Below are 19,710 nucleotides of genomic sequence, written 5' to 3' on the forward strand. Positions count from 1 at the left end.
ATCTTTCGATCACGGCCTTTTTGTTTTCTGGGTTATTTGCCCAGGGGGATTTTCGGTGCCCAGGTCAGCCATTCGTCCTCGAACTTGTCGAACAACGGGAAGGTCTGTTCCGGCCGTGCCGGGTTGCCCATGCGCTCGCCATCCGGCGTGGCAAAGGCGATGCCGCCCTGGATCAGGGTCTCCAGCGACTCGGTGCGGACGGTTGCGCCCTTGAACAGGCCGATGTCGATACCGAACCCACTGCTGTTCCAGAAACGCGTACCGCCACGCACCAGCGGCGCGTACTTCGGCTCGATCAGGATATGGATCAACACCCGGTCGGCAGTCTGGCCCAGTTCGTAGCCCGTGACCTTGCCCACCGTTACCTCGCGGTAAGTCACCGGCACGCCGACCTTCAGCGAGCCGCGCCGCGCCGCGCTCAGCACCAGGCTCAGGCCGGCCTCGGCGACCGCGGTTTCCGGTGGCTGGGGCAAGGCGACAAAGCTGGTTTGCGCGCCGAGGTTCTTCGCCGCCGGCTGCACCTCGATGTACTGTCCGGTCACCAGGGTTTCCAGGTTGGCGGTCTTGATCAAGCCAAGCTCCGGCTTGACCACCCAGAACTGGCTGCCGACCCGCGCGATTCGCTCCGGCACCTCGGTGATCCGAGCCTTGAGCAGCACCGACTGCAGATCGCCGCTCAGGTCGACGTCTTCGACCTTGCCGACATCCAGCCCCTTGAAGCGGATAGGCGTACCCGGACGCAGGCCATCGGCGCGATCGACCTTGATGCTGATCAGCGTGCCCTTCTGTGTCGCCTGCTCCTTGTCGGCATACAAGCGGAAACGTGGGATGCGCTTTTTCAGCGGCACGTTGGGTTCCGGCGTGTCGAAGGCGATACCGCCAGCCATCAGGCTTTGCAACGACTCGCTCTTGACCTGGATGCCGCCGGTCAGGCCACCGGTCAAGGTGACACCGCTGGCATTCCAGAAACGCGTCGAGCCGTTCACCAGCCCTTCGTATTCCTTCTCGATATGCACGCCGATGACCAACTGCTTGCGGGTCCGCGAAAACTGGTAGCTCTGCACCGAGCCGACCTTGACCTGCTTGTACAGAATCGGGCTGCCCACCTCCAGCGAACCGAGGTTTTCGGTGAACAGCACCAGGTGCAGGCCAGGGGAGCGCAGATCCAGCGGCGGCGCCTTGGGCCGCGCCTCGAATTCGCGTTGCGGAGCAGCGCCCTTGTCACCTGGGCGCACCGCGATGTAGTTGCCTTTGACCAGGGCTTCCAGACCGGTGATACCCGCCAGGGAGATCGAAGGCTTGACCACCCAGAACTGGGTGCCTTGCACCAGGTAATCCTCGGCCAGGGGGTCCAGGGTCAGCTCCGCCGTGGCGCTGGACAAATCCGGGTCGACCTTGAGGGCCTTGAGGTTACCAACCTGAATCCCCTTGTACATGACTGGCGTGCGACCTGCCTGGAGCCCTTCGAAGTCACTCAGCTTGACCTTGACCCGGATGCCCGCCTGCGCCGCGTCGAAGTCCTCGTAGAGACGGAACGGCAGGGTCGGGTCGGTTGGCGGGCTGTCCCGGCGATTCTCCGGGGTAGCGAAGGCGATACCGCCGGCGACGATGCTGGCCAGGGATTCGCTACGCACTTTCACACCGGACAGGTTGGCGTCGATGCTGATGCCGCTGGCGTTCCAGAAACGCGTATGTTTACGCACCAGGTTGGCGTAGGTCGGCTCGATAAAGACTTTGATCTCCACCGTGTTCTGGTCTTCGGAGAGCAGGTAGCTTTTCACCTGCCCCACCTGGATCTGCTTGTAGAACACCGGGCTGCCGCGGTTCAACGATCCCAGGCGATCCGCCTTAATGGTCAAGTGCAGGCCTGGCTTGGCGTCCGATAACGGTGGTTCTTCGACCAGCGCCTTGAACTTGCGCGCAGGCTCGCCCTCTCCCGGGCTGATGGCGATGTAGTTACCTGAAACCAGCGTCTCCAGCCCGGTGATCCCGGCCAGGGTCACGCTCGGCTTGACCAGCCAGAAGCGTGTGCTGCTCTTCAGGTATTGCTGGACGTCCTTGTTCATCTCGACAGTGGCAATCACCCCTCTGGTGTTGCCTTCGTCGTCCAGGGCCAGGGCCTTGACCTTGCCCACCGACATCCCTTTGTAGACCACCTCGGTCTTGTTGGCCTGGATGCCCTCGCCGCTTTCAAAGCGCACCTGGACCTCGATACCGGTCTGACTGTAGGCACGCCAGCCCAACCATCCGCCAATCAGCAACGCGATCAGGGGCAGGACCCAGATGGCCGACCAGTTCGAAGCCGGACGGGTTTTAGCTTTAGGCAAATCACTCATTGTCGTCGTCCGACTCCGTGTTATCCCAGATCAGTCGGGGATCAAAAGTTACTGCGGCGAGCATCGTCAGAATCACCACGCTGGCAAAGGCCACTGCACCGAGATTGGCCTCGATACTGGCAAGTCGGCCGAAGTTCACCACCGCCACCAGGATGGCGATCACAAAGATATCCAGCATCGACCAGCGGCCGATGAACTCGATAAAGCGGTACATCCAAATGCGTTGTCGCGCCGATAACGGCTGGTGGCGCTGGACCGAAAACAGCAACAGGGCAATCCCCACCAGCTTGAAGGTAGGAACCAGGATACTGGCGATGAACACCACCGCCGCAATCGGGATCATGCCGTGCTGCACCAGTACGATCACCCCCGACATGATAGTGCTGGGGTCACCCTGGCCGAGTGACGTGACCGTCATGATCGGCAGTACATTGGCTGGGATGTACAGGATCGCCGCAGTAATCAGCAGTGCCCAGGTACGCATGATGCTGTTGGGGCGACGAGCATGCACCAGGGCCCCGCAGCGAGTGCAGGTTTGCTCATCGGTATCGGGTTCCTGCCTGTTCAGCTCGTGGCATTCATTACAGACCAGAATGCCCGCATCAATCGCCCGCATACGCATCCTCCCCGGCCAGGGCATCCCATATCTGATGGGGCGACATGACCACCTCAAGCCACACTTGAACCAATAACAGGCTGACAAAACACACCAACCCCAGGCCGACCGTCATGGCAGCCAGGTCCGCCAGCTTGACGATGGCGACCAATACCCCCATCAGGTAGACCTCGAGCATGCCCCAGTCCCGCAAGTGGTGATAAATGCGGTACAGCAACAGGCCGTAACTGCGACCTATGTCCAGGCGAATACTCAGGAGCACGAGCAACTGGCAGACCAGCTTGAGCAATGGAATGCCCATGCTGCAGAGAAACACCACCACCGCCACGCCTTGCATATCGGTATTGAACAAACCGATAACGCCGCTCCACACAGTGTCCTCAGAGGATTGTCCGAGTAGATTGAGCTGCATGATGGGTAAAAAGTTCGCGGGGACATAGAGCAGTAGCGCGGCAATAACCAATGCCAAGCTGCGATCCACGACGTTATGGCGGTGTGCGTATAGCTCGTAACCACAGCGGGGGCACTGGGCTTTTTCTCCGTGGGCCAGCTCTGGCTTGCGCATCAACAAGTCGCATTCGTGGCAGGCCACCAGATCGTCCAGCGGCAACTCCGACAGCCCGGGGGCGTCAACCGTATCTGACATACAAGGCTCTGGCTCTGAAAAGGCGTGAAGCTATTCTAGAGGTCCGTCCCGAAAATAACTGTGCAAAATTGTTTGGAGATAAGAACCGTTTTCTACGCGCAAAAACAAAACCCCAATTGCTTTCGCAATTGGGGTTTCGGAATTTAATCTTGACGATGACCTACTCTCACATGGGGAAACCCCACACTACCATCGGCGATGCATCGTTTCACTGCTGAGTTCGGGATGGGATCAGGTGGTTCCAATGCTCTATGGTCGTCAAGAAATTCGGTGTGCCGAGTCGTCTTTCGACGCTTCAGCAAATTGGGTATGCGATAGTTTGTGTATTTTCTCGAACTTTCGGTTCGTTTCGTCTTCACACACCGCAATCTGGCTGTTAAGCGCAAATTGCTTGGGTGTTATATGGTCAAGCCTCACGGGCAATTAGTATTGGTTAGCTCAACGCCTCACAGCGCTTACACACCCAACCTATCAACGTCGTAGTCTTCGACGGCCCTTTAGGGAACTCAAGGTTCCAGTGAGATCTCATCTTGAGGCAAGTTTCCCGCTTAGATGCTTTCAGCGGTTATCTTTTCCGAACATAGCTACCCGGCAATGCCACTGGCGTGACAACCGGAACACCAGAGGTTCGTCCACTCCGGTCCTCTCGTACTAGGAGCAGCCCCTCTCAAATCTCAAACGTCCACGGCAGATAGGGACCGAACTGTCTCACGACGTTCTAAACCCAGCTCGCGTACCACTTTAAATGGCGAACAGCCATACCCTTGGGACCGGCTTCAGCCCCAGGATGTGATGAGCCGACATCGAGGTGCCAAACACCGCCGTCGATATGAACTCTTGGGCGGTATCAGCCTGTTATCCCCGGAGTACCTTTTATCCGTTGAGCGATGGCCCTTCCATACAGAACCACCGGATCACTAAGACCTACTTTCGTACCTGCTCGACGTGTCTGTCTCGCAGTCAAGCGCGCTTTTGCCTTTATACTCTACGACCGATTTCCGACCGGTCTGAGCGCACCTTCGTACTCCTCCGTTACTCTTTAGGAGGAGACCGCCCCAGTCAAACTACCCACCATACACTGTCCTCGATCCGGATAACGGACCTGAGTTAGAACCTCAAAGTTGCCAGGGTGGTATTTCAAGGATGGCTCCACGCGAACTGGCGTCCACGCTTCAAAGCCTCCCACCTATCCTACACAAGCAAATTCAAAGTCCAGTGCAAAGCTATAGTAAAGGTTCACGGGGTCTTTCCGTCTAGCCGCGGATACACTGCATCTTCACAGCGATTTCAATTTCACTGAGTCTCGGGTGGAGACAGCGCCGCCATCGTTACGCCATTCGTGCAGGTCGGAACTTACCCGACAAGGAATTTCGCTACCTTAGGACCGTTATAGTTACGGCCGCCGTTTACCGGGGCTTCGATCAAGAGCTTCGCGTTAGCTAACCCCATCAATTAACCTTCCGGCACCGGGCAGGCGTCACACCCTATACGTCCACTTTCGTGTTTGCAGAGTGCTGTGTTTTTAATAAACAGTCGCAGCGGCCTGGTATCTTCGACCGGCATGGGCTTACGGAGCAAGTCCTTCACCCTCACCGGCGCACCTTCTCCCGAAGTTACGGTGCCATTTTGCCTAGTTCCTTCACCCGAGTTCTCTCAAGCGCCTTGGTATTCTCTACCCAACCACCTGTGTCGGTTTGGGGTACGGTTCCTAGTTATCTGAAGCTTAGAAGCTTTTCTTGGAAGCATGGCATCAACCACTTCGTCACCTAAAAGGTAACTCGTCATCAGCTCTCGGCCTTAGAATCCCGGATTTACCTAAGATTCCAGCCTACCACCTTAAACTTGGACAACCAACGCCAAGCTGGCCTAGCCTTCTCCGTCCCTCCATCGCAATAACTAGAAGTACAGGAATATTAACCTGTTTTCCATCGACTACGCTTTTCAGCCTCGCCTTAGGGACCGACTAACCCTGCGTCGATTAACGTTGCGCAGGAAACCTTGGTCTTTCGGCGTGGGTGTTTTTCACACCCATTGTCGTTACTCATGTCAGCATTCGCACTTCTGATACCTCCAGCAAGCTTCTCAACTCACCTTCACAGGCTTACAGAACGCTCCTCTACCGCATCACTTACGTGATACCCGTAGCTTCGGTGTATGGTTTGAGCCCCGTTACATCTTCCGCGCAGGCCGACTCGACTAGTGAGCTATTACGCTTTCTTTAAAGGGTGGCTGCTTCTAAGCCAACCTCCTAGCTGTCTAAGCCTTCCCACATCGTTTCCCACTTAACCATAACTTTGGGACCTTAGCTGACGGTCTGGGTTGTTTCCCTTTTCACGACGGACGTTAGCACCCGCCGTGTGTCTCCCATGCTCGGCACTTGTAGGTATTCGGAGTTTGCATCGGTTTGGTAAGTCGGGATGACCCCCTAGCCGAAACAGTGCTCTACCCCCTACAGTGATACATGAGGCGCTACCTAAATAGCTTTCGAGGAGAACCAGCTATCTCCGAGCTTGATTAGCCTTTCACTCCGATCCACAGGTCATCCGCTAACTTTTCAACGGTAGTCGGTTCGGTCCTCCAGTCAGTGTTACCTAACCTTCAACCTGCCCATGGATAGATCGCCCGGTTTCGGGTCTATACCCAGCGACTAAACGCCCTATTAAGACTCGCTTTCGCTACGCCTCCCCTATTCGGTTAAGCTCGCCACTGAATATAAGTCGCTGACCCATTATACAAAAGGTACGCAGTCACAGAACAAAGTCTGCTCCCACTGCTTGTACGCATACGGTTTCAGGATCTATTTCACTCCCCTCTCCGGGGTTCTTTTCGCCTTTCCCTCACGGTACTAGTTCACTATCGGTCAGTCAGTAGTATTTAGCCTTGGAGGATGGTCCCCCCATATTCAGACAAAGTTTCTCGTGCTCCGTCCTACTCGATTTCATGACTAAGAGATTTTCGCGTACAGGGCTATCACCCACTATGGCCGCACTTTCCAGAGCGTTCCGCTAATCTCAAAGCCACTTAAGGGCTAGTCCCCGTTCGCTCGCCACTACTAAGGGAATCTCGGTTGATTTCTTTTCCTCAGGGTACTTAGATGTTTCAGTTCCCCTGGTTCGCCTCTTGCACCTATGTATTCAGTACAAGATAACCATCTTATGATGGCTGGGTTCCCCCATTCAGACATCTCCGGATCAAAGTCTGTTTGCCGACTCCCCGAAGCTTTTCGCAGGCTACCACGTCTTTCATCGCCTCTGACTGCCAAGGCATCCACCGTATGCGCTTCTTCACTTGACCATATAACCCCAAGCAATCTGGTTATACTGTGAAGACGACATTCGCCGAAAATTCGCGATTAAACTCACAAATTTTACCTTAGCCTGAATAAACACCAGTGAAAGTGCTATCCAGTCTATCTTTCTATCACATACCCAAATTTTTAAAGAACGATTCTGATAAAGATCAGAAATCAACATTCACCATCAACTTGATGGAATGCTCATTTCTAAGCTTTAAACGATGGACACCAATCTGTAATGGTGGAGCCAAGCGGGATCGAACCGCTGACCTCCTGCGTGCAAGGCAGGCGCTCTCCCAGCTGAGCTATGGCCCCGTATCGCTACAGGGTGCACCAGTAATTGGTGGGTCTGGGCAGATTCGAACTGCCGACCTCACCCTTATCAGGGGTGCGCTCTAACCAACTGAGCTACAGACCCAATCGTCTTCTTCAATGAATCAAGCAATTCGTGTGGGAGCTTATGAAGCAGCTGATGTCGTCGATTAAGGAGGTGATCCAGCCGCAGGTTCCCCTACGGCTACCTTGTTACGACTTCACCCCAGTCATGAATCACACCGTGGTAACCGTCCTCCCGAAGGTTAGACTAGCTACTTCTGGTGCAACCCACTCCCATGGTGTGACGGGCGGTGTGTACAAGGCCCGGGAACGTATTCACCGCGACATTCTGATTCGCGATTACTAGCGATTCCGACTTCACGCAGTCGAGTTGCAGACTGCGATCCGGACTACGATCGGTTTTGTGGGATTAGCTCCACCTCGCGGCTTGGCAACCCTCTGTACCGACCATTGTAGCACGTGTGTAGCCCAGGCCGTAAGGGCCATGATGACTTGACGTCATCCCCACCTTCCTCCGGTTTGTCACCGGCAGTCTCCTTAGAGTGCCCACCATTACGTGCTGGTAACTAAGGACAAGGGTTGCGCTCGTTACGGGACTTAACCCAACATCTCACGACACGAGCTGACGACAGCCATGCAGCACCTGTCTCAATGTTCCCGAAGGCACCAATCCATCTCTGGAAAGCTCATTGGATGTCAAGGCCTGGTAAGGTTCTTCGCGTTGCTTCGAATTAAACCACATGCTCCACCGCTTGTGCGGGCCCCCGTCAATTCATTTGAGTTTTAACCTTGCGGCCGTACTCCCCAGGCGGTCAACTTAATGCGTTAGCTGCGCCACTAAGAGCTCAAGGCTCCCAACGGCTAGTTGACATCGTTTACGGCGTGGACTACCAGGGTATCTAATCCTGTTTGCTCCCCACGCTTTCGCACCTCAGTGTCAGTATCAGTCCAGGTGGTCGCCTTCGCCACTGGTGTTCCTTCCTATATCTACGCATTTCACCGCTACACAGGAAATTCCACCACCCTCTACCATACTCTAGCTCGCCAGTTTTGGATGCAGTTCCCAGGTTGAGCCCGGGGATTTCACATCCAACTTAACGAACCACCTACGCGCGCTTTACGCCCAGTAATTCCGATTAACGCTTGCACCCTCTGTATTACCGCGGCTGCTGGCACAGAGTTAGCCGGTGCTTATTCTGTCGGTAACGTCAAAATACTCACGTATTAGGTAAGTACCCTTCCTCCCAACTTAAAGTGCTTTACAATCCGAAGACCTTCTTCACACACGCGGCATGGCTGGATCAGGCTTTCGCCCATTGTCCAATATTCCCCACTGCTGCCTCCCGCAGGAGTCTGGACCGTGTCTCAGTTCCAGTGTGACTGATCATCCTCTCAGACCAGTTACGGATCGTCGCCTTGGTGAGCCATTACCTCACCAACTAGCTAATCCGACCTAGGCTCATCTGATAGCGCAAGGCCCGAAGGTCCCCTGCTTTCTCCCGTAGGACGTATGCGGTATTAGCGTCCGTTTCCGAACGTTATCCCCCACTACCAGGCAGATTCCTAGGCATTACTCACCCGTCCGCCGCTCTCAAGAGGTGCAAGCACCTCTCTACCGCTCGACTTGCATGTGTTAGGCCTGCCGCCAGCGTTCAATCTGAGCCATGATCAAACTCTTCAGTTCAAACATCTTTGGGTTTTGAGAAAACCCTAAACTTGGCTCAGCAATCGTTTGTTACATCTTTGATTTCTCGCGGAGTAACTTGTGATGCTGATAATCTTTCTGACTACCAGTCTGACTCCACAAGCACCCACACGAATTGCTTGATTCAGTTGTTAAAGAGCGGTTGGTTAAGTCTTTCGTCTCAACCGAGGCGCGCATTCTACAGCAGCCTCTGTATCTGTCAAGCGGTTATTTTAAGAAGTTTTCAAAGTTTCCCTTGCAACTTCAACCACTTGCGCTTCCGATCTCTCGTCAGCGGGAGGCGAATTCTACAGCGTTACACGCTGCTGTCAACACCTCTTTTTCTCCGCTTTCGACCGAGAAGATCGAATCGTTAACTCGGCGAAAACTGACTGCCCAATCAACTCCTTCGGGCTTCGATGAACTGAAGCGTAACCGCTGTCGAAAACCGCGTAACTCGTTGAATCTCAAGGAGTTTTCCGTTTCGACTGCGCCGGAAGTGGGGCGAATTATAGACTTCCAGAATCTGCCGTCAACCCCTAATTACGCTTTTGTTGCAAAAGATGGTTTTTCCCCACTAAACGCGGGATTCGCCGTGTTACCGGCGGCACCCGCAGCAGTAACAACAACGCGCCAATAGAGGCATAGATAGCCCACTCTTTAAGATCAGCCCGAACAATCCAGAGCATATGCAGTAAACCCAGCCCGAGAATGAGATACGCCAATCGATGCAACTTCTTCCAACGACTGCCCAAACGACGCTGGCTGTATCGATTGGAAGTCACCGCCAAGGCCAACAATCCGAGAAAGCCCAGGCTTCCTACAATAATGTAGGGCCGCTTACGCAACTCCACGCCCAACTGCGACCAGTCGAGCCCGAGAATAAATACAGCGTAAGCACTTAAATGCAGCACTACATAAGCAAAGCACCACAAACCGAGCTGGCGTCGTACCGCGATCCACCCCGCCCATCCCGTGAGTTTCTGCAGGGGCGTCATACTCAGGGTGATCAGCAAAAAGATCAGTGTCCCCAGACCCAACCGATCAACCAGCACCTTTCCCGGGTCGGGCCCGAGGGCGGAGGCCCAAGCCTGATACAGCCAAAGCAAAGGCCAGACAGCAGCAACGATGAAGACGCCAAGGCGCCAGAGTGGGTAGCGCATCAGTAATTCTTCCGCAGATCTAGGCCGGTATATAAAGAAGCGACTTCATCCGCGTAGCCATTGAACATCTGTGTCTCACGCACGTTGGGACTGAACAGGCCGCTAGGCAATCGACGTTCGCGTGCCTGAGTCCAGCGAGGGTGATCAACCGTGGGATTGACGTTCGCGTAAAAACCGTACTCATTGGCAGCGATGCTTTGCCAGGTGGTTTTCGGCTGCTCCTCTACCAGACTGATACGCACGACGGACTTGATGCTCTTGAAGCCGTACTTCCAGGGCACTACCAAACGCAACGGTGCGCCGTTCTGGTTGGGCAGCTCACGGCCATACATCCCCACGGCAAGAATCGCCAAGGGGTGCATCGCCTCATCCAGGCGCAGCCCTTCTACATAAGGCCAATCGATCAGGGCAAAACCCGAACGTTGACCGGGCATGCTTTTAGGATCCTGAAGGGTTTCGAAGCGGATGAACTTGGCCTTGGAGGTTGGCTCGACCTGCTTGAGCAGCTCGGAGATCGGGAAACCGATCCAGGGAATCACCATGGACCAGGCCTCGACACAACGCAGCCGGTAGATCCGCTCCTCCAACTGATAAGGCTTCATGAAGTCTTCCAACGCATAACGCCCTGGCTTGCCCACCTCCCCGTCCACCACCACGCTCCAGGGCTCGGTTTTCAGCGCACCGGCATTGGCAGCCGGGTCTCCCTTGTCGGCACCAAACTCATAGAAGTTGTTGTAGTGGGTAGCATCCTTGAACGGAGTGATCGCCTCATCCTTGACATTGACCGCCTGCCATTTGGTTTCCGGCAGCTTCTGCGCAAACCATGACGGCGCCTTGCCAGGCTCGACATCTGGATAGCGCCCAGCGTCTCCGGCACTGGCCCAACGTGGCAGCGCACTGGCAGCCAGGCCAGCAATGGCCCCACCCAAAAGGCTACGGCGAGAGAAATAAAGAGATTCAGGCGTGACGTCCGACTCTTTGCAGTCAGACGACTTGGGGATCTTGATCAACATGGCAACTCCGCAGTATTGGAGGACTGATGCACCAATAGACTGCGGAGTATGGGGGAAATTACATTAAGGCAACGTTTTGCGTCGACGAAGACGCAGCAGGTATTGCACCGGACCAGACGCCGCATAAGCGAGGAAAACCAGCAGCAGAATCCGTGGCGGATCACTGAAGACCACGGCGAATACCAGAACCACGGCGAGAATCGCCACGAAAGGTACACGCCCCTTCAGGTCCAGCTCCTTGAAGCTGTTGTACTTGATATTGCTGACCATCAGCATGCCGGCCGCCGCCACCATCAGCGCCACCAGGAATGACATCTTCGAACCCTGGATGCCGTAATCGCTGAACGCCCAGACAATACCGGCCACCACACCCGCCGCGGCCGGACTGGCCAGGCCGATGAAGTAACGCTTGTCGGCAGTCCCCACCTGGGTGTTGAAACGAGCCAGACGCAGAGCCGCGCCAGCTACATAGATGAAAGCGACCATCCAGCCGACCTTGCCCATGTCGCCCAGCGCCCAACCGAATGCCAGCAAGGCAGGCGCAACGCCGAAGGCAACCATGTCGGACAGCGAGTCATACTCGGCGCCAAAAGCGCTCTGGGTATTGGTCATGCGGGCCACGCGCCCATCCAGACCGTCGAGCACCATGGCGACAAAAATCGCGATGGCCGCGAACGCGAAATACTTGCTCGCTCCTGCCGCGTCCCCGGCGCTCAATGCACTTTGGGCACTCATGGAGTTGATGATCGAATAGAAACCGGCGAACAGGTTCGCGGTGGTGAAGAGATTCGGCAGCAGATAGATACCACGATGCCGGACTTTACGGCCTTCAGCGTCATGCCCTTCTTCGACATGCTCATCGATGGGTAGCAGGCTTTCGGCGTCAGAGGCCTGGTTTGGCTCTTCGGGACGTTCGCTCATGGACATTACCTTGCAACGGTGTGAAAAGTTTCGACGATACCCAGGGTCACGATTGGACCACAAAGGATCCAGCTTTATACCAGAACCTGTCTATCCAAACGAAAAAACGCGGCCTAGGCCGCGTTTTTCCCTGACAAGACTCGAACTTAGTTCTTGGCTTTGTCGACGATTTTGTTGGCACCGATCCACGGCATCATCGAGCGCAGTTGCTCACCGATGATTTCGATACCGTGAGCGGCGTTGTTACGACGCTTGGCGGTCATCGATGGGTAACCGGTAGCACCTTCGCTGATGAACATCTTGGCGTACTCGCCGTCCTGGATGCGCTTCAGGGCGTTGCGCATGGCCTGACGGGATTCGGCGTTGATCACTTCAGGGCCGGTCACGTACTCGCCGTATTCGGCGTTGTTGGAGATCGAGTAGTTCATGTTGGCGATACCGCCTTCGTACATGAGGTCAACGATCAGTTTCAGTTCGTGCAAGCACTCGAAGTAAGCCATTTCCGGCGCGTAGCCAGCTTCGACCAGGGTTTCGAAACCGGCCTTGACCAGCTCGACGGTACCGCCACACAGAACAGCCTGCTCGCCGAACAGGTCGGTTTCAGTCTCGTCCTTGAAGGTGGTTTCGATGATACCGGTACGGCCGCCGCCCACGCCTGCCGCGTAGGACAGAGCAACGTTCTTGGCGTTGCCGGAAGCGTCCTGGTAGATAGCGATCAGGTCAGGGATACCGCCGCCCTTGACGAACTCGGAACGTACGGTGTGGCCCGGGGCCTTCGGCGCGATCATGATCACGTCGAGATCGGCGCGCGGGACAACCTGGTTGTAGTGGATCGCGAAGCCGTGGGAGAAGGCCAGGGTGGCGCCCTTCTTGATGTTCGGCTCGATTTCGTTCTTGTACAGCTGGGACTGGAATTCGTCCGGGGTCAGGATCATGACCAGGTCGGCGCCGGCAACAGCCGCGGCAACGTCGGTCACTTTCAGGCCATGGGCTTCAGCCTTGGCAACGGTGGACGAGCCTTTACGCAGGCCAACGGTGACATCAACGCCGGAGTCTTTCAGGTTGCACGCTTGAGCGTGGCCCTGGGAACCGTAACCGATGATGGCAACTTTCTTGCCCTGGATGATCGAGAGGTCGCAGTCTTTATCGTAGAAAACTTTCATGAATTTCCCCTATATCAGGCCGTTCAGGCCGTTCGCTAATTTGAGTTAGATGCTGAGTACTTTATCGCCACGGGCAATGCCGGTGACGCCACTGCGTACGGTTTCCAGAATCGAGGCGGTGCCGATCGACTGGATGAAACTGTCGAGCTTGTCGCTGGTACCGGTCAATTGAACGGTATACACGCTGGCACTGACATCGACGATCTGCCCACGGTAAATATCGGTGGTGCGCTTGACCTCGGCGCGCTGGGCGCCGGTAGCCTTGACCTTGACCAGCATCAGCTCGCGTTCGATGTGAGCGCTTTCCGACAGGTCGACCAGCTTGACCACTTCAACCAGCTTGTTCAGGTTCTTGGTGATCTGCTCGATGATTTCATCGTGCCCCACGGTGGTCAGCGTCAGACGCGACAGGGTCGGGTCTTCGGTCGGCGCCACGGTCAGGCTTTCGATGTTGTAGTTGCGCTGCGAAAACAGGCCAACCACACGAGACAAGGCGCCCGGTTCGTTTTCCAGAAGCAAGGAGATAATGTGCCGCATGATTAAGTACGCTCCGTCTTGCTCAGCCACATATCGCGCATGGAGCCGTCTTTGATCTGCATCGGGTAGACGTGCTCGCTGGTATCGACCTGGATGTCGAGGAACACCAGGCGATCTTTCATGGCGAACGCTTCTTCCATCTTCGGCTTCAGATCCTTCAGGTCCGTGACGCGAATGCCCACGTGCCCATAGGCCTCGGCCAGCTTGACGAAATCGGGCAGCGACTCCATGTAGGAATGCGAGTGACGGCTACCGTAGTTCATGTCCTGCCACTGTCGCACCATACCCAGCGCACCGTTGTTCAGGTTGATGATCTTGACCGGCAAGTCGTACTGCAGGCAGGTCGACAGTTCCTGAATGTTCATCTGGATACTGCCCTCGCCCGTTACACAGGCAACGTCAGCATCAGGGAAACTCAACTTGACGCCCATGGCCGCAGGGAAACCGAAGCCCATCGTGCCCAGGCCACCGGAGTTGATCCAGCGATTGGGTTTGTTGAACCGGTAGTACTGCGCCGCGAACATCTGGTGCTGACCCACGTCGGAGGTCACATAGGCATCGCCCTTGGTCACTTCGCAGAGGGTCTCGATCACGGTCTGCGGCTTGATGATGCTGCCGTCGCCCTTGTCATAAGGGAACAGGCCACGATCACCGCGCCACTCCTCGATCTGCTTCCACCAACTGGCGACTGTGTCCTTGTTCGGGGTTTCGCCGATTTCCTTGAGGGCCGCGACCATTTCGGTCAGGACGCTCTCTACCGGACCCACGATCGGCACATCTGCCTTGATGGTCTTGGAGATGGACGCCGGGTCGATGTCGACATGGATGATCTTGGCGTTCGGGCAGAATTTCGCCGGACCGTTGATCACACGGTCGTCGAAACGCGCGCCGACTGCCAGGATCACATCGGCATGGTGCATGGTCAGGTTGGCGGTGTAGCTGCCGTGCATGCCGAGCATGCCGACGAACTGACGATCGGTGCCAGGATAGGCACCCAAGCCCATCAGGGTATTGGTGACCGGCAGGTTGAGCATTTGTGCCAGTTCGGTCAGCGGCGCGGAGCCGCCACCGAGGATCACCCCACCGCCGGCGTACAGCACAGGACGCTTGGCCGCCAGGAGCATTTCTGCCGCCTTGCGGATTTGCCCGGAATGGCCACGAACAGCCGGGCTATAGGAGCGCAGCTTCGCTTTTTTAGGGAAAACGTATTCGAACTTTTCAGCCGGATTGGTCATGTCCTTAGGGACATCGACCACGACTGGACCCGGACGACCGGATTGCGCCAGGTAGAACGCCTTCTTCATGACTTCCGGGATTTCCGAAGCGTGCTTGATCATGAAGCTGTGCTTCACGATCGGCCGGGAGATACCGATCATGTCGGTTTCCTGGAACGCGTCGGTACCGACCATGGTGCTAGGCACCTGACCGGAAATGATCACCATTGGAATGGAGTCCATATAGGCAGTGGCGATACCGGTGATGGCATTGGTCGCGCCAGGGCCGGAAGTCACCAGTACCACGCCGGCCTTGCCGGTGGCACGGGCGTAGCCGTCAGCCATATGGGTAGCCGCTTGCTCGTGACGAACCAGGATGTGGGTCACTTCCGGTTCTTTGAACAGGGCATCGTAAACATGAAGGAGAGCACCACCCGGGTACCCATAGATATATTTGACGCCTTCGTCACGCAAAAAGCGGACGAGCATCTCACCGCCAGATAAAAGCTCCACGTTGTTCACCTCTAAAACGCCAGAATACCGCCCTCTTGAAAGGGGACGGGTCTTAATAGGTTTACTTCTCAGCAGAGCATGAGCGACGGTGGTCGCCGACTACGTCAGCACTGACTGAGCAAGTATTGGGAGTGCCCCAAGTGTTGCGGGGTTTTCCCACCCAGCGCGAGGTAACGCGTTGCGGGTGTAGCAGGTCGGCGCGGATGTGCGCCTCATGTTCTGCCGAGTGGGTCTGCTTCTGGCAGTCCCTCTACAGCGGACTTTGGATTCTTCTGTTTCGCCCTCTGCAAGTCAAGACGTCAATGTGCTTTATTCGAACTAAGCGCATGAGAACGCAAGAAAAAACCTGTAAACCGCGAGTGTCTGCGCTTCAATTGCGCAATCCTGGATAAGGAATTCAAAAATGCGAACCTTCGCCATGACCGCTGGCCTGCTGCTCGCCATGAGCCTCCCGTGCCAGGCCGGCCAGATTTACAAATGGGTCGACGCCCAGGGAGTCACCCATTTCGACGCCCAGCCACCCCAAGGCGTGGGCAGCACTGCCATCACCCTGCCAAAAGCGCCGAAAGGTGCAAGCAGTACTCCGCCGCCCGACAAGCCGGGCCCTCAGCAACAAGTCATGGACAATCAGGTCAAGCAGCAGCTCGCCAGGCAGGAAGCCGAACGCAGGCGTTTTTGCACACAGGCACGGGCCAGCCTGACGCAGTTGCAGAACAACCCGCGCCTGAGCGAGAACACAGAGGGGGGAATGCGCCGCCTGACCGAGGAACAACGGCAGCAGCGCATTGCGGAAACACAGAAGGCGATAGACAACCACTGCCGCTAGGCAGTGGTTGCAGAAGGTTTAGCGGGCGCCGCCGATCAGTTGGTCAAACTCCTTGAGCAGGATCTGCAACTGAAGGTCCCGGCCTTGCATCGAGCGACCGGCGAATACCACTTCGGCCATTTCCTGGATACCCGAGGCGTTGGGCAAAGGCAGATCCTGCTCAAGAATCGCCTTCATCCGCGGCAGGAAGATCCACTGCAGCCACTGCTCGAACTCCAGCGTATCCACGGCAAACGGCTCGACACTGGCCAGCGCTTCGGCACTCGGCGGAGTGTCATCCCACAACCCCTGTAACCGCATCTCACGCTCGATCAACAGCAACTGATCGGCAATCTTTGGAAAACGTGCATCCATCAGAGCGACACCTTGGCTTTTTGCCGGGCCTGAGCGGCACCGGCGGCATCGCCCTGTTTCTCGCGTGCCTGGGCAATCAATGCCCACAGGCTGGCCTGCAGATCCGGACGACCGTTGGCGAAGCTCAGGCCGCGACGGGCAAACTGTTCAGCCTGCGGAGCATCGCCCTGGGCCATGCGTACCTGAGCCAGGCGATACAGCACCTGCGGCTCACGCGGCGCGACACGCTGGGCGCGCTCGAGACTGGAGGAAGCACCGTTCAGATCACCACTCGCCTGTTGCTGCTGAGCGGTGGTCAACAGGGCCAGCACCGGACCGTCCAGCTGCTCATCGGCGGACAGCCCGCCGGAGCTGGCCGAAGGCACTCCGCTCGGCGTCGGCGGCAGGCTGTAGCTGCCCTGATTGATCGGCGCGGACTGGATCGGCGCGGTATCGATAGGACCTGGGGTGATCGGGCCCGGGGTGATCGGTGCGCTGCTGATCGGCGCGGCAGTGGCCGCAGCCCCACCCGGCACCATCACCACCACGCCCGAATCCTGGGGAATACTTTGAGCCTGAGCTTGCGCAGGACGCTTGATGGTCGTCTGACGGAAACCGCCATTGGCCGAAATGCGTTCGCTGTTGGACACCGCGGTACCGGAGTCCACCACCGGAATCGAGCCACGCTGCACGCTGGCGCAACCATTGAGCAAAGCCAGAGCTGTAATAGCTGGAATCCACCACTTGTTCACGTCAAACCCTCTTCGCTTAATTCATCCAGCCCTTGACCCAATCCATCACCGACTCGCCGGACGCCGGGCTTTCGCCACCGCATGCCGGACCGGGAGGAGGTTCGCTGCCGCGAATATACGGCATCTGTACCGCGCCCGGACAGTTGGCATCCGAGCCCTGCCCGGTCCGCGAGTCGACCCAGGCCTGCACCACGTTATCCGGTTGTGGCATATCCAATGGCAACGGGTCGGCCTTGCGCATGAAACTGGTCCAGACCTGCAGCGCACCGGTGGCGCCGGTGAACGGTGTCTTGCCGTTGTCATCACGCCCCAGCCAGACCACGGCCAGCAGATCCTGGCTGAAACCGGCGAACCAGCTGTCGCGGGAATCGTTACTGGTACCGGTCTTGCCCGCCAGCGCCAGGGAGCGCGGCAGCACGTTGTAGACCGAACTGCCGGTACCTTCGCGCATGACACGCTGCATCGCGCTCTGGATCAGGTAGATCGAACCTGGATCGAAACGTTGCTGGATCTGGAACGGGTAACGCTTCAGCGGTTCGCCCTCAGCGGTCAGCACGCTACGGATCCCGCGCATCGGGGTATTGAAACCGCCGTTGGCCAGGGTCTGATACATGGTGGCGACTTCCATCGGGCTCAAGCCCCCCGCCCCCAGCAGCATCGAAGGGAACGCCGGGAATTCGCGGGTGACACCAAGGCGCCCCAGGGTTTTCAGCACGTTCGGCACACCGACTTCCAGGCCCAGGCGCGCGGTCGACAGGTTATAGGAATGCGCCAGCCCCTGATAAAGGAAGACCGTGCCGTGGGAACGACGGTCGTAGTTCTGGGGCTTCCACACCTGTCCGTCGCCCCCCTTCACCGAGAACGCCTCGTCGGAGAGCCAACTGGTCAGGGTGTATTGGCTGGGTTTCTCCAGCGCCGTCAGGTAAACCGCGGGCTTGATCAGGGAGCCGATCGGCCGCACCGCATCCAGCGCCCGGTTGAAACCGGCAAAACCGGCCTGGCGGCTGCCAATCATGGCCTGGACTTCGCCGGTTTCCGGGTTGGTCACCACCATCGCCGCTTCGACTTCATCCGATCCCTTGCGCCCGGCCAGGCGCTTGAAGGTATCCCCGACCGAAGCCTCGGCCTTCATCTGCAGAATCGGGTCGAAGCTGGTGAAGATCCGCAGGCCTTCCTCGGTCAAGTCTTCGTCGCGGTAATCCTCACGCAGCTGACGCTTCACCAGATCCAGGAAGCCCGGGAACGAGCTGTCCGCCAGACTGCCGCGTTTGGTCACGCCCAAGGGCATTTTCTTCGCCGCTTCGACCTGCTCCGGCGTCGCCACACCCTGCTGCGCCAGTAGATCGAGCACCAGGTTACGCCGCTCCAGCGCGCGCTCCGGATAACGACGCGGGTTGTAATAGGACGGCCCCTTGACCATCCCCACCAGCAAGGCGATCTGATGCAACTTGAGCTCGGCCAGCGGCTGGCTGAAGAAGAACTGGCTGGCCAGGCCGAAACCGTGCACGGCACGCTGGCCATCCTGGCCGACGAAGACCTCGTTGAGGTACGCCTCGAGGATCTCGCGCTTGTCGTAATGCAGCTCAAGCAGCAGGGCCATCATCGCTTCGGTGAGCTTGCGGCTCAGGCTGCGTTCGTTGGTCAAATAGAAGTTCTTGACCAACTGCTGGGTCAGGGTACTGCCGCCCTGGCGCATGGCGCCGGACGAGGTATTGACCCACACCGCCCGTGCGATCGACTTGGGCGACACGCCAAAGTGACTGTAGAAATCCCGGTCCTCGACCGCCACCAGGGTTTCCAGCAGATAAGGAGGCACCTGATCGATCTTGATCAGGATCCGGTCTTCGAGATTCTTCGGATACAGGCCGCCGATCAGCAGCGGCTCCAGGCGTACCACGGCCAGTTTCGAGCCTTTGCTACCTGACAGCTCGGCCACGTAGTCACCGGAAAAACGCACCCGCACCGGTTGCGCCTGTTCCATGCCTTCATAGAACTGGAAACCGCGGGTATTGAGTTCAACGGTGTTACCACTGACCGACGCGGCACCAGGGCCATTGACCACGCTTTCGCGGCGATAGCCAAGTGCGTCGAGTTCGGTGAGGAAATCGTCCTTGCTGAGCTTCTGTCCGACGAACAGCTCCAGCGGGCGCGCATAGACCTTGGCCGGAATGGTCCAGCGCTTGCCGGAGAATTTCTCCTGGACCACGGCATCGAGATAAACCGCAAAGCCGGCGAGCACCACCAGAGCGACCAGACCGAGCTTCAAGGCCCAGCCCAGCCAGGGGCGCGGGCCACTAGACGGACGTTTTTTAGCGGAACGGGGGGATCGAGTACGAGTCATGGCGGCGGATTATACGCACTT

General features: G+C 57.2%; 13 protein-coding genes, 2 tRNA genes and 3 rRNA genes. 1 reads left to right on the forward strand and 17 read right to left on the reverse strand.

Annotated elements, in window-relative coordinates; genetic code table 11:
- Positions 1-32: 32 nt before the first annotated feature.
- The 14 genes from C4K27_RS26235 to C4K27_RS26305 all read right to left on the reverse strand — a co-directional run bounded on the left by C4K27_RS26235 (position 33) and on the right by C4K27_RS26305 (position 15,437).
- A complete protein-coding gene (locus C4K27_RS26235; RefSeq protein WP_007930129.1) occupies positions 33-2,336 on the reverse strand; it encodes a PqiB family protein in 2,304 nt (767 codons plus the stop codon).
- Positions 2,329-2,952, reverse strand: a complete 624-nt coding sequence (locus C4K27_RS26240; protein WP_007930128.1) for a paraquat-inducible protein A — start codon at positions 2,950-2,952, stop codon at positions 2,329-2,331. The genes C4K27_RS26235 and C4K27_RS26240 overlap by 8 nt, the downstream gene beginning before the upstream one ends.
- Entirely contained in the window at positions 2,939-3,598 is a 660-nt protein-coding gene (locus tag C4K27_RS26245) for a paraquat-inducible protein A (RefSeq protein ID WP_053262660.1), read from the reverse strand. Before C4K27_RS26245 ends, C4K27_RS26240 begins: the two co-directional genes overlap by 14 nt.
- Positions 3,599-3,745: 147 nt before the next feature.
- Positions 3,746-3,861, reverse strand: a 5S ribosomal RNA gene (rrf, locus tag C4K27_RS26250).
- Between the two features lie 139 nt (positions 3,862-4,000).
- Positions 4,001-6,892: ribosomal RNA gene (locus C4K27_RS26255) — 23S ribosomal RNA — on the reverse strand.
- 240 nt (positions 6,893-7,132) lie between these two features.
- Positions 7,133-7,208, reverse strand: a tRNA-Ala gene (locus tag C4K27_RS26260).
- A gap of 26 nt (positions 7,209-7,234) precedes the next feature.
- Positions 7,235-7,311 (reverse strand) — tRNA-Ile (locus C4K27_RS26265).
- A 65-nt stretch (positions 7,312-7,376) separates the two neighbouring features.
- Positions 7,377-8,913 (reverse strand): 16S ribosomal RNA (locus tag C4K27_RS26270).
- Together the 16S, 23S and 5S rRNA genes with 2 tRNA genes alongside form the textbook arrangement of a ribosomal RNA operon.
- Before the next feature lie 539 nt (positions 8,914-9,452).
- Positions 9,453-10,076, reverse strand: a complete 624-nt coding sequence (gene msrQ / locus C4K27_RS26280) for a protein-methionine-sulfoxide reductase heme-binding subunit MsrQ (protein WP_053262683.1) — start codon at positions 10,074-10,076, stop codon at positions 9,453-9,455.
- Complete coding sequence (gene msrP / locus C4K27_RS26285) at positions 10,076-11,089, reverse strand: protein-methionine-sulfoxide reductase catalytic subunit MsrP (protein WP_053262684.1); 1,014 nt, start codon at positions 11,087-11,089, stop codon at positions 10,076-10,078. The genes msrQ and msrP overlap by 1 nt, the downstream gene beginning before the upstream one ends.
- 63 nt (positions 11,090-11,152) lie before the next feature.
- Positions 11,153-12,010 (reverse strand): CDP-diacylglycerol--serine O-phosphatidyltransferase, encoded by an 858-nt coding sequence (gene pssA, locus C4K27_RS26290; protein WP_009045643.1) that lies wholly within the window; start codon positions 12,008-12,010, stop codon positions 11,153-11,155.
- Between the two features lie 146 nt (positions 12,011-12,156).
- Positions 12,157-13,173 carry a ketol-acid reductoisomerase gene (ilvC, locus tag C4K27_RS26295; RefSeq protein ID WP_007924618.1) on the reverse strand — a complete coding sequence of 339 codons (1,017 nt, stop codon included), beginning with the start codon at positions 13,171-13,173 and terminating at the stop codon, positions 12,157-12,159.
- A gap of 45 nt (positions 13,174-13,218) precedes the next feature.
- The gene (gene ilvN, locus C4K27_RS26300) at positions 13,219-13,710 is read right to left on the reverse strand and encodes an acetolactate synthase small subunit (protein WP_007924620.1); all 492 of its coding nucleotides are present in this window, start codon (positions 13,708-13,710) and stop codon (positions 13,219-13,221) included.
- A 2-nt stretch (positions 13,711-13,712) separates the two neighbouring features.
- On the reverse strand, positions 13,713-15,437 hold the full coding sequence (locus tag C4K27_RS26305; RefSeq protein WP_007924621.1) for an acetolactate synthase 3 large subunit: 1,725 nt from the start codon (positions 15,435-15,437) through the stop codon (positions 13,713-13,715).
- A gap of 403 nt (positions 15,438-15,840) precedes the next feature.
- On the opposite strand from C4K27_RS26305, the gene C4K27_RS26310 reads away from it, so the two are divergent.
- Positions 15,841-16,263: a DUF4124 domain-containing protein gene (locus C4K27_RS26310; RefSeq protein ID WP_053262685.1), complete on the forward strand. Its 423-nt coding sequence runs from the start codon at positions 15,841-15,843 to the stop codon at positions 16,261-16,263.
- 18 nt (positions 16,264-16,281) lie between these two features.
- Here C4K27_RS26310 and C4K27_RS26315 read toward each other — a convergent pair whose 3' ends face one another.
- From C4K27_RS26315 to mrcB, 3 genes are read right to left on the reverse strand one after another with little or no spacing between them, the layout of a single operon-like run.
- On the reverse strand, positions 16,282-16,617 hold the full coding sequence (locus C4K27_RS26315) for a YqcC family protein (protein ID WP_053262686.1): 336 nt from the start codon (positions 16,615-16,617) through the stop codon (positions 16,282-16,284).
- A complete protein-coding gene (locus tag C4K27_RS26320; protein ID WP_007924627.1) occupies positions 16,617-17,348 on the reverse strand; it encodes a tetratricopeptide repeat protein in 732 nt (243 codons plus the stop codon). The genes C4K27_RS26315 and C4K27_RS26320 overlap by 1 nt, the downstream gene beginning before the upstream one ends.
- 16 nt (positions 17,349-17,364) lie before the next feature.
- Positions 17,365-19,689: a penicillin-binding protein 1B gene (gene mrcB / locus C4K27_RS26325; protein ID WP_007924629.1), complete on the reverse strand. Its 2,325-nt coding sequence runs from the start codon at positions 19,687-19,689 to the stop codon at positions 17,365-17,367.
- Between the last annotated feature and the right edge of the window lie 21 nt (positions 19,690-19,710).

It is taken from the genome of Pseudomonas chlororaphis subsp. chlororaphis (assembly GCF_003945765.1).
Taxonomy (GTDB): domain Bacteria; phylum Pseudomonadota; class Gammaproteobacteria; order Pseudomonadales; family Pseudomonadaceae; genus Aquipseudomonas; species Aquipseudomonas chlororaphis.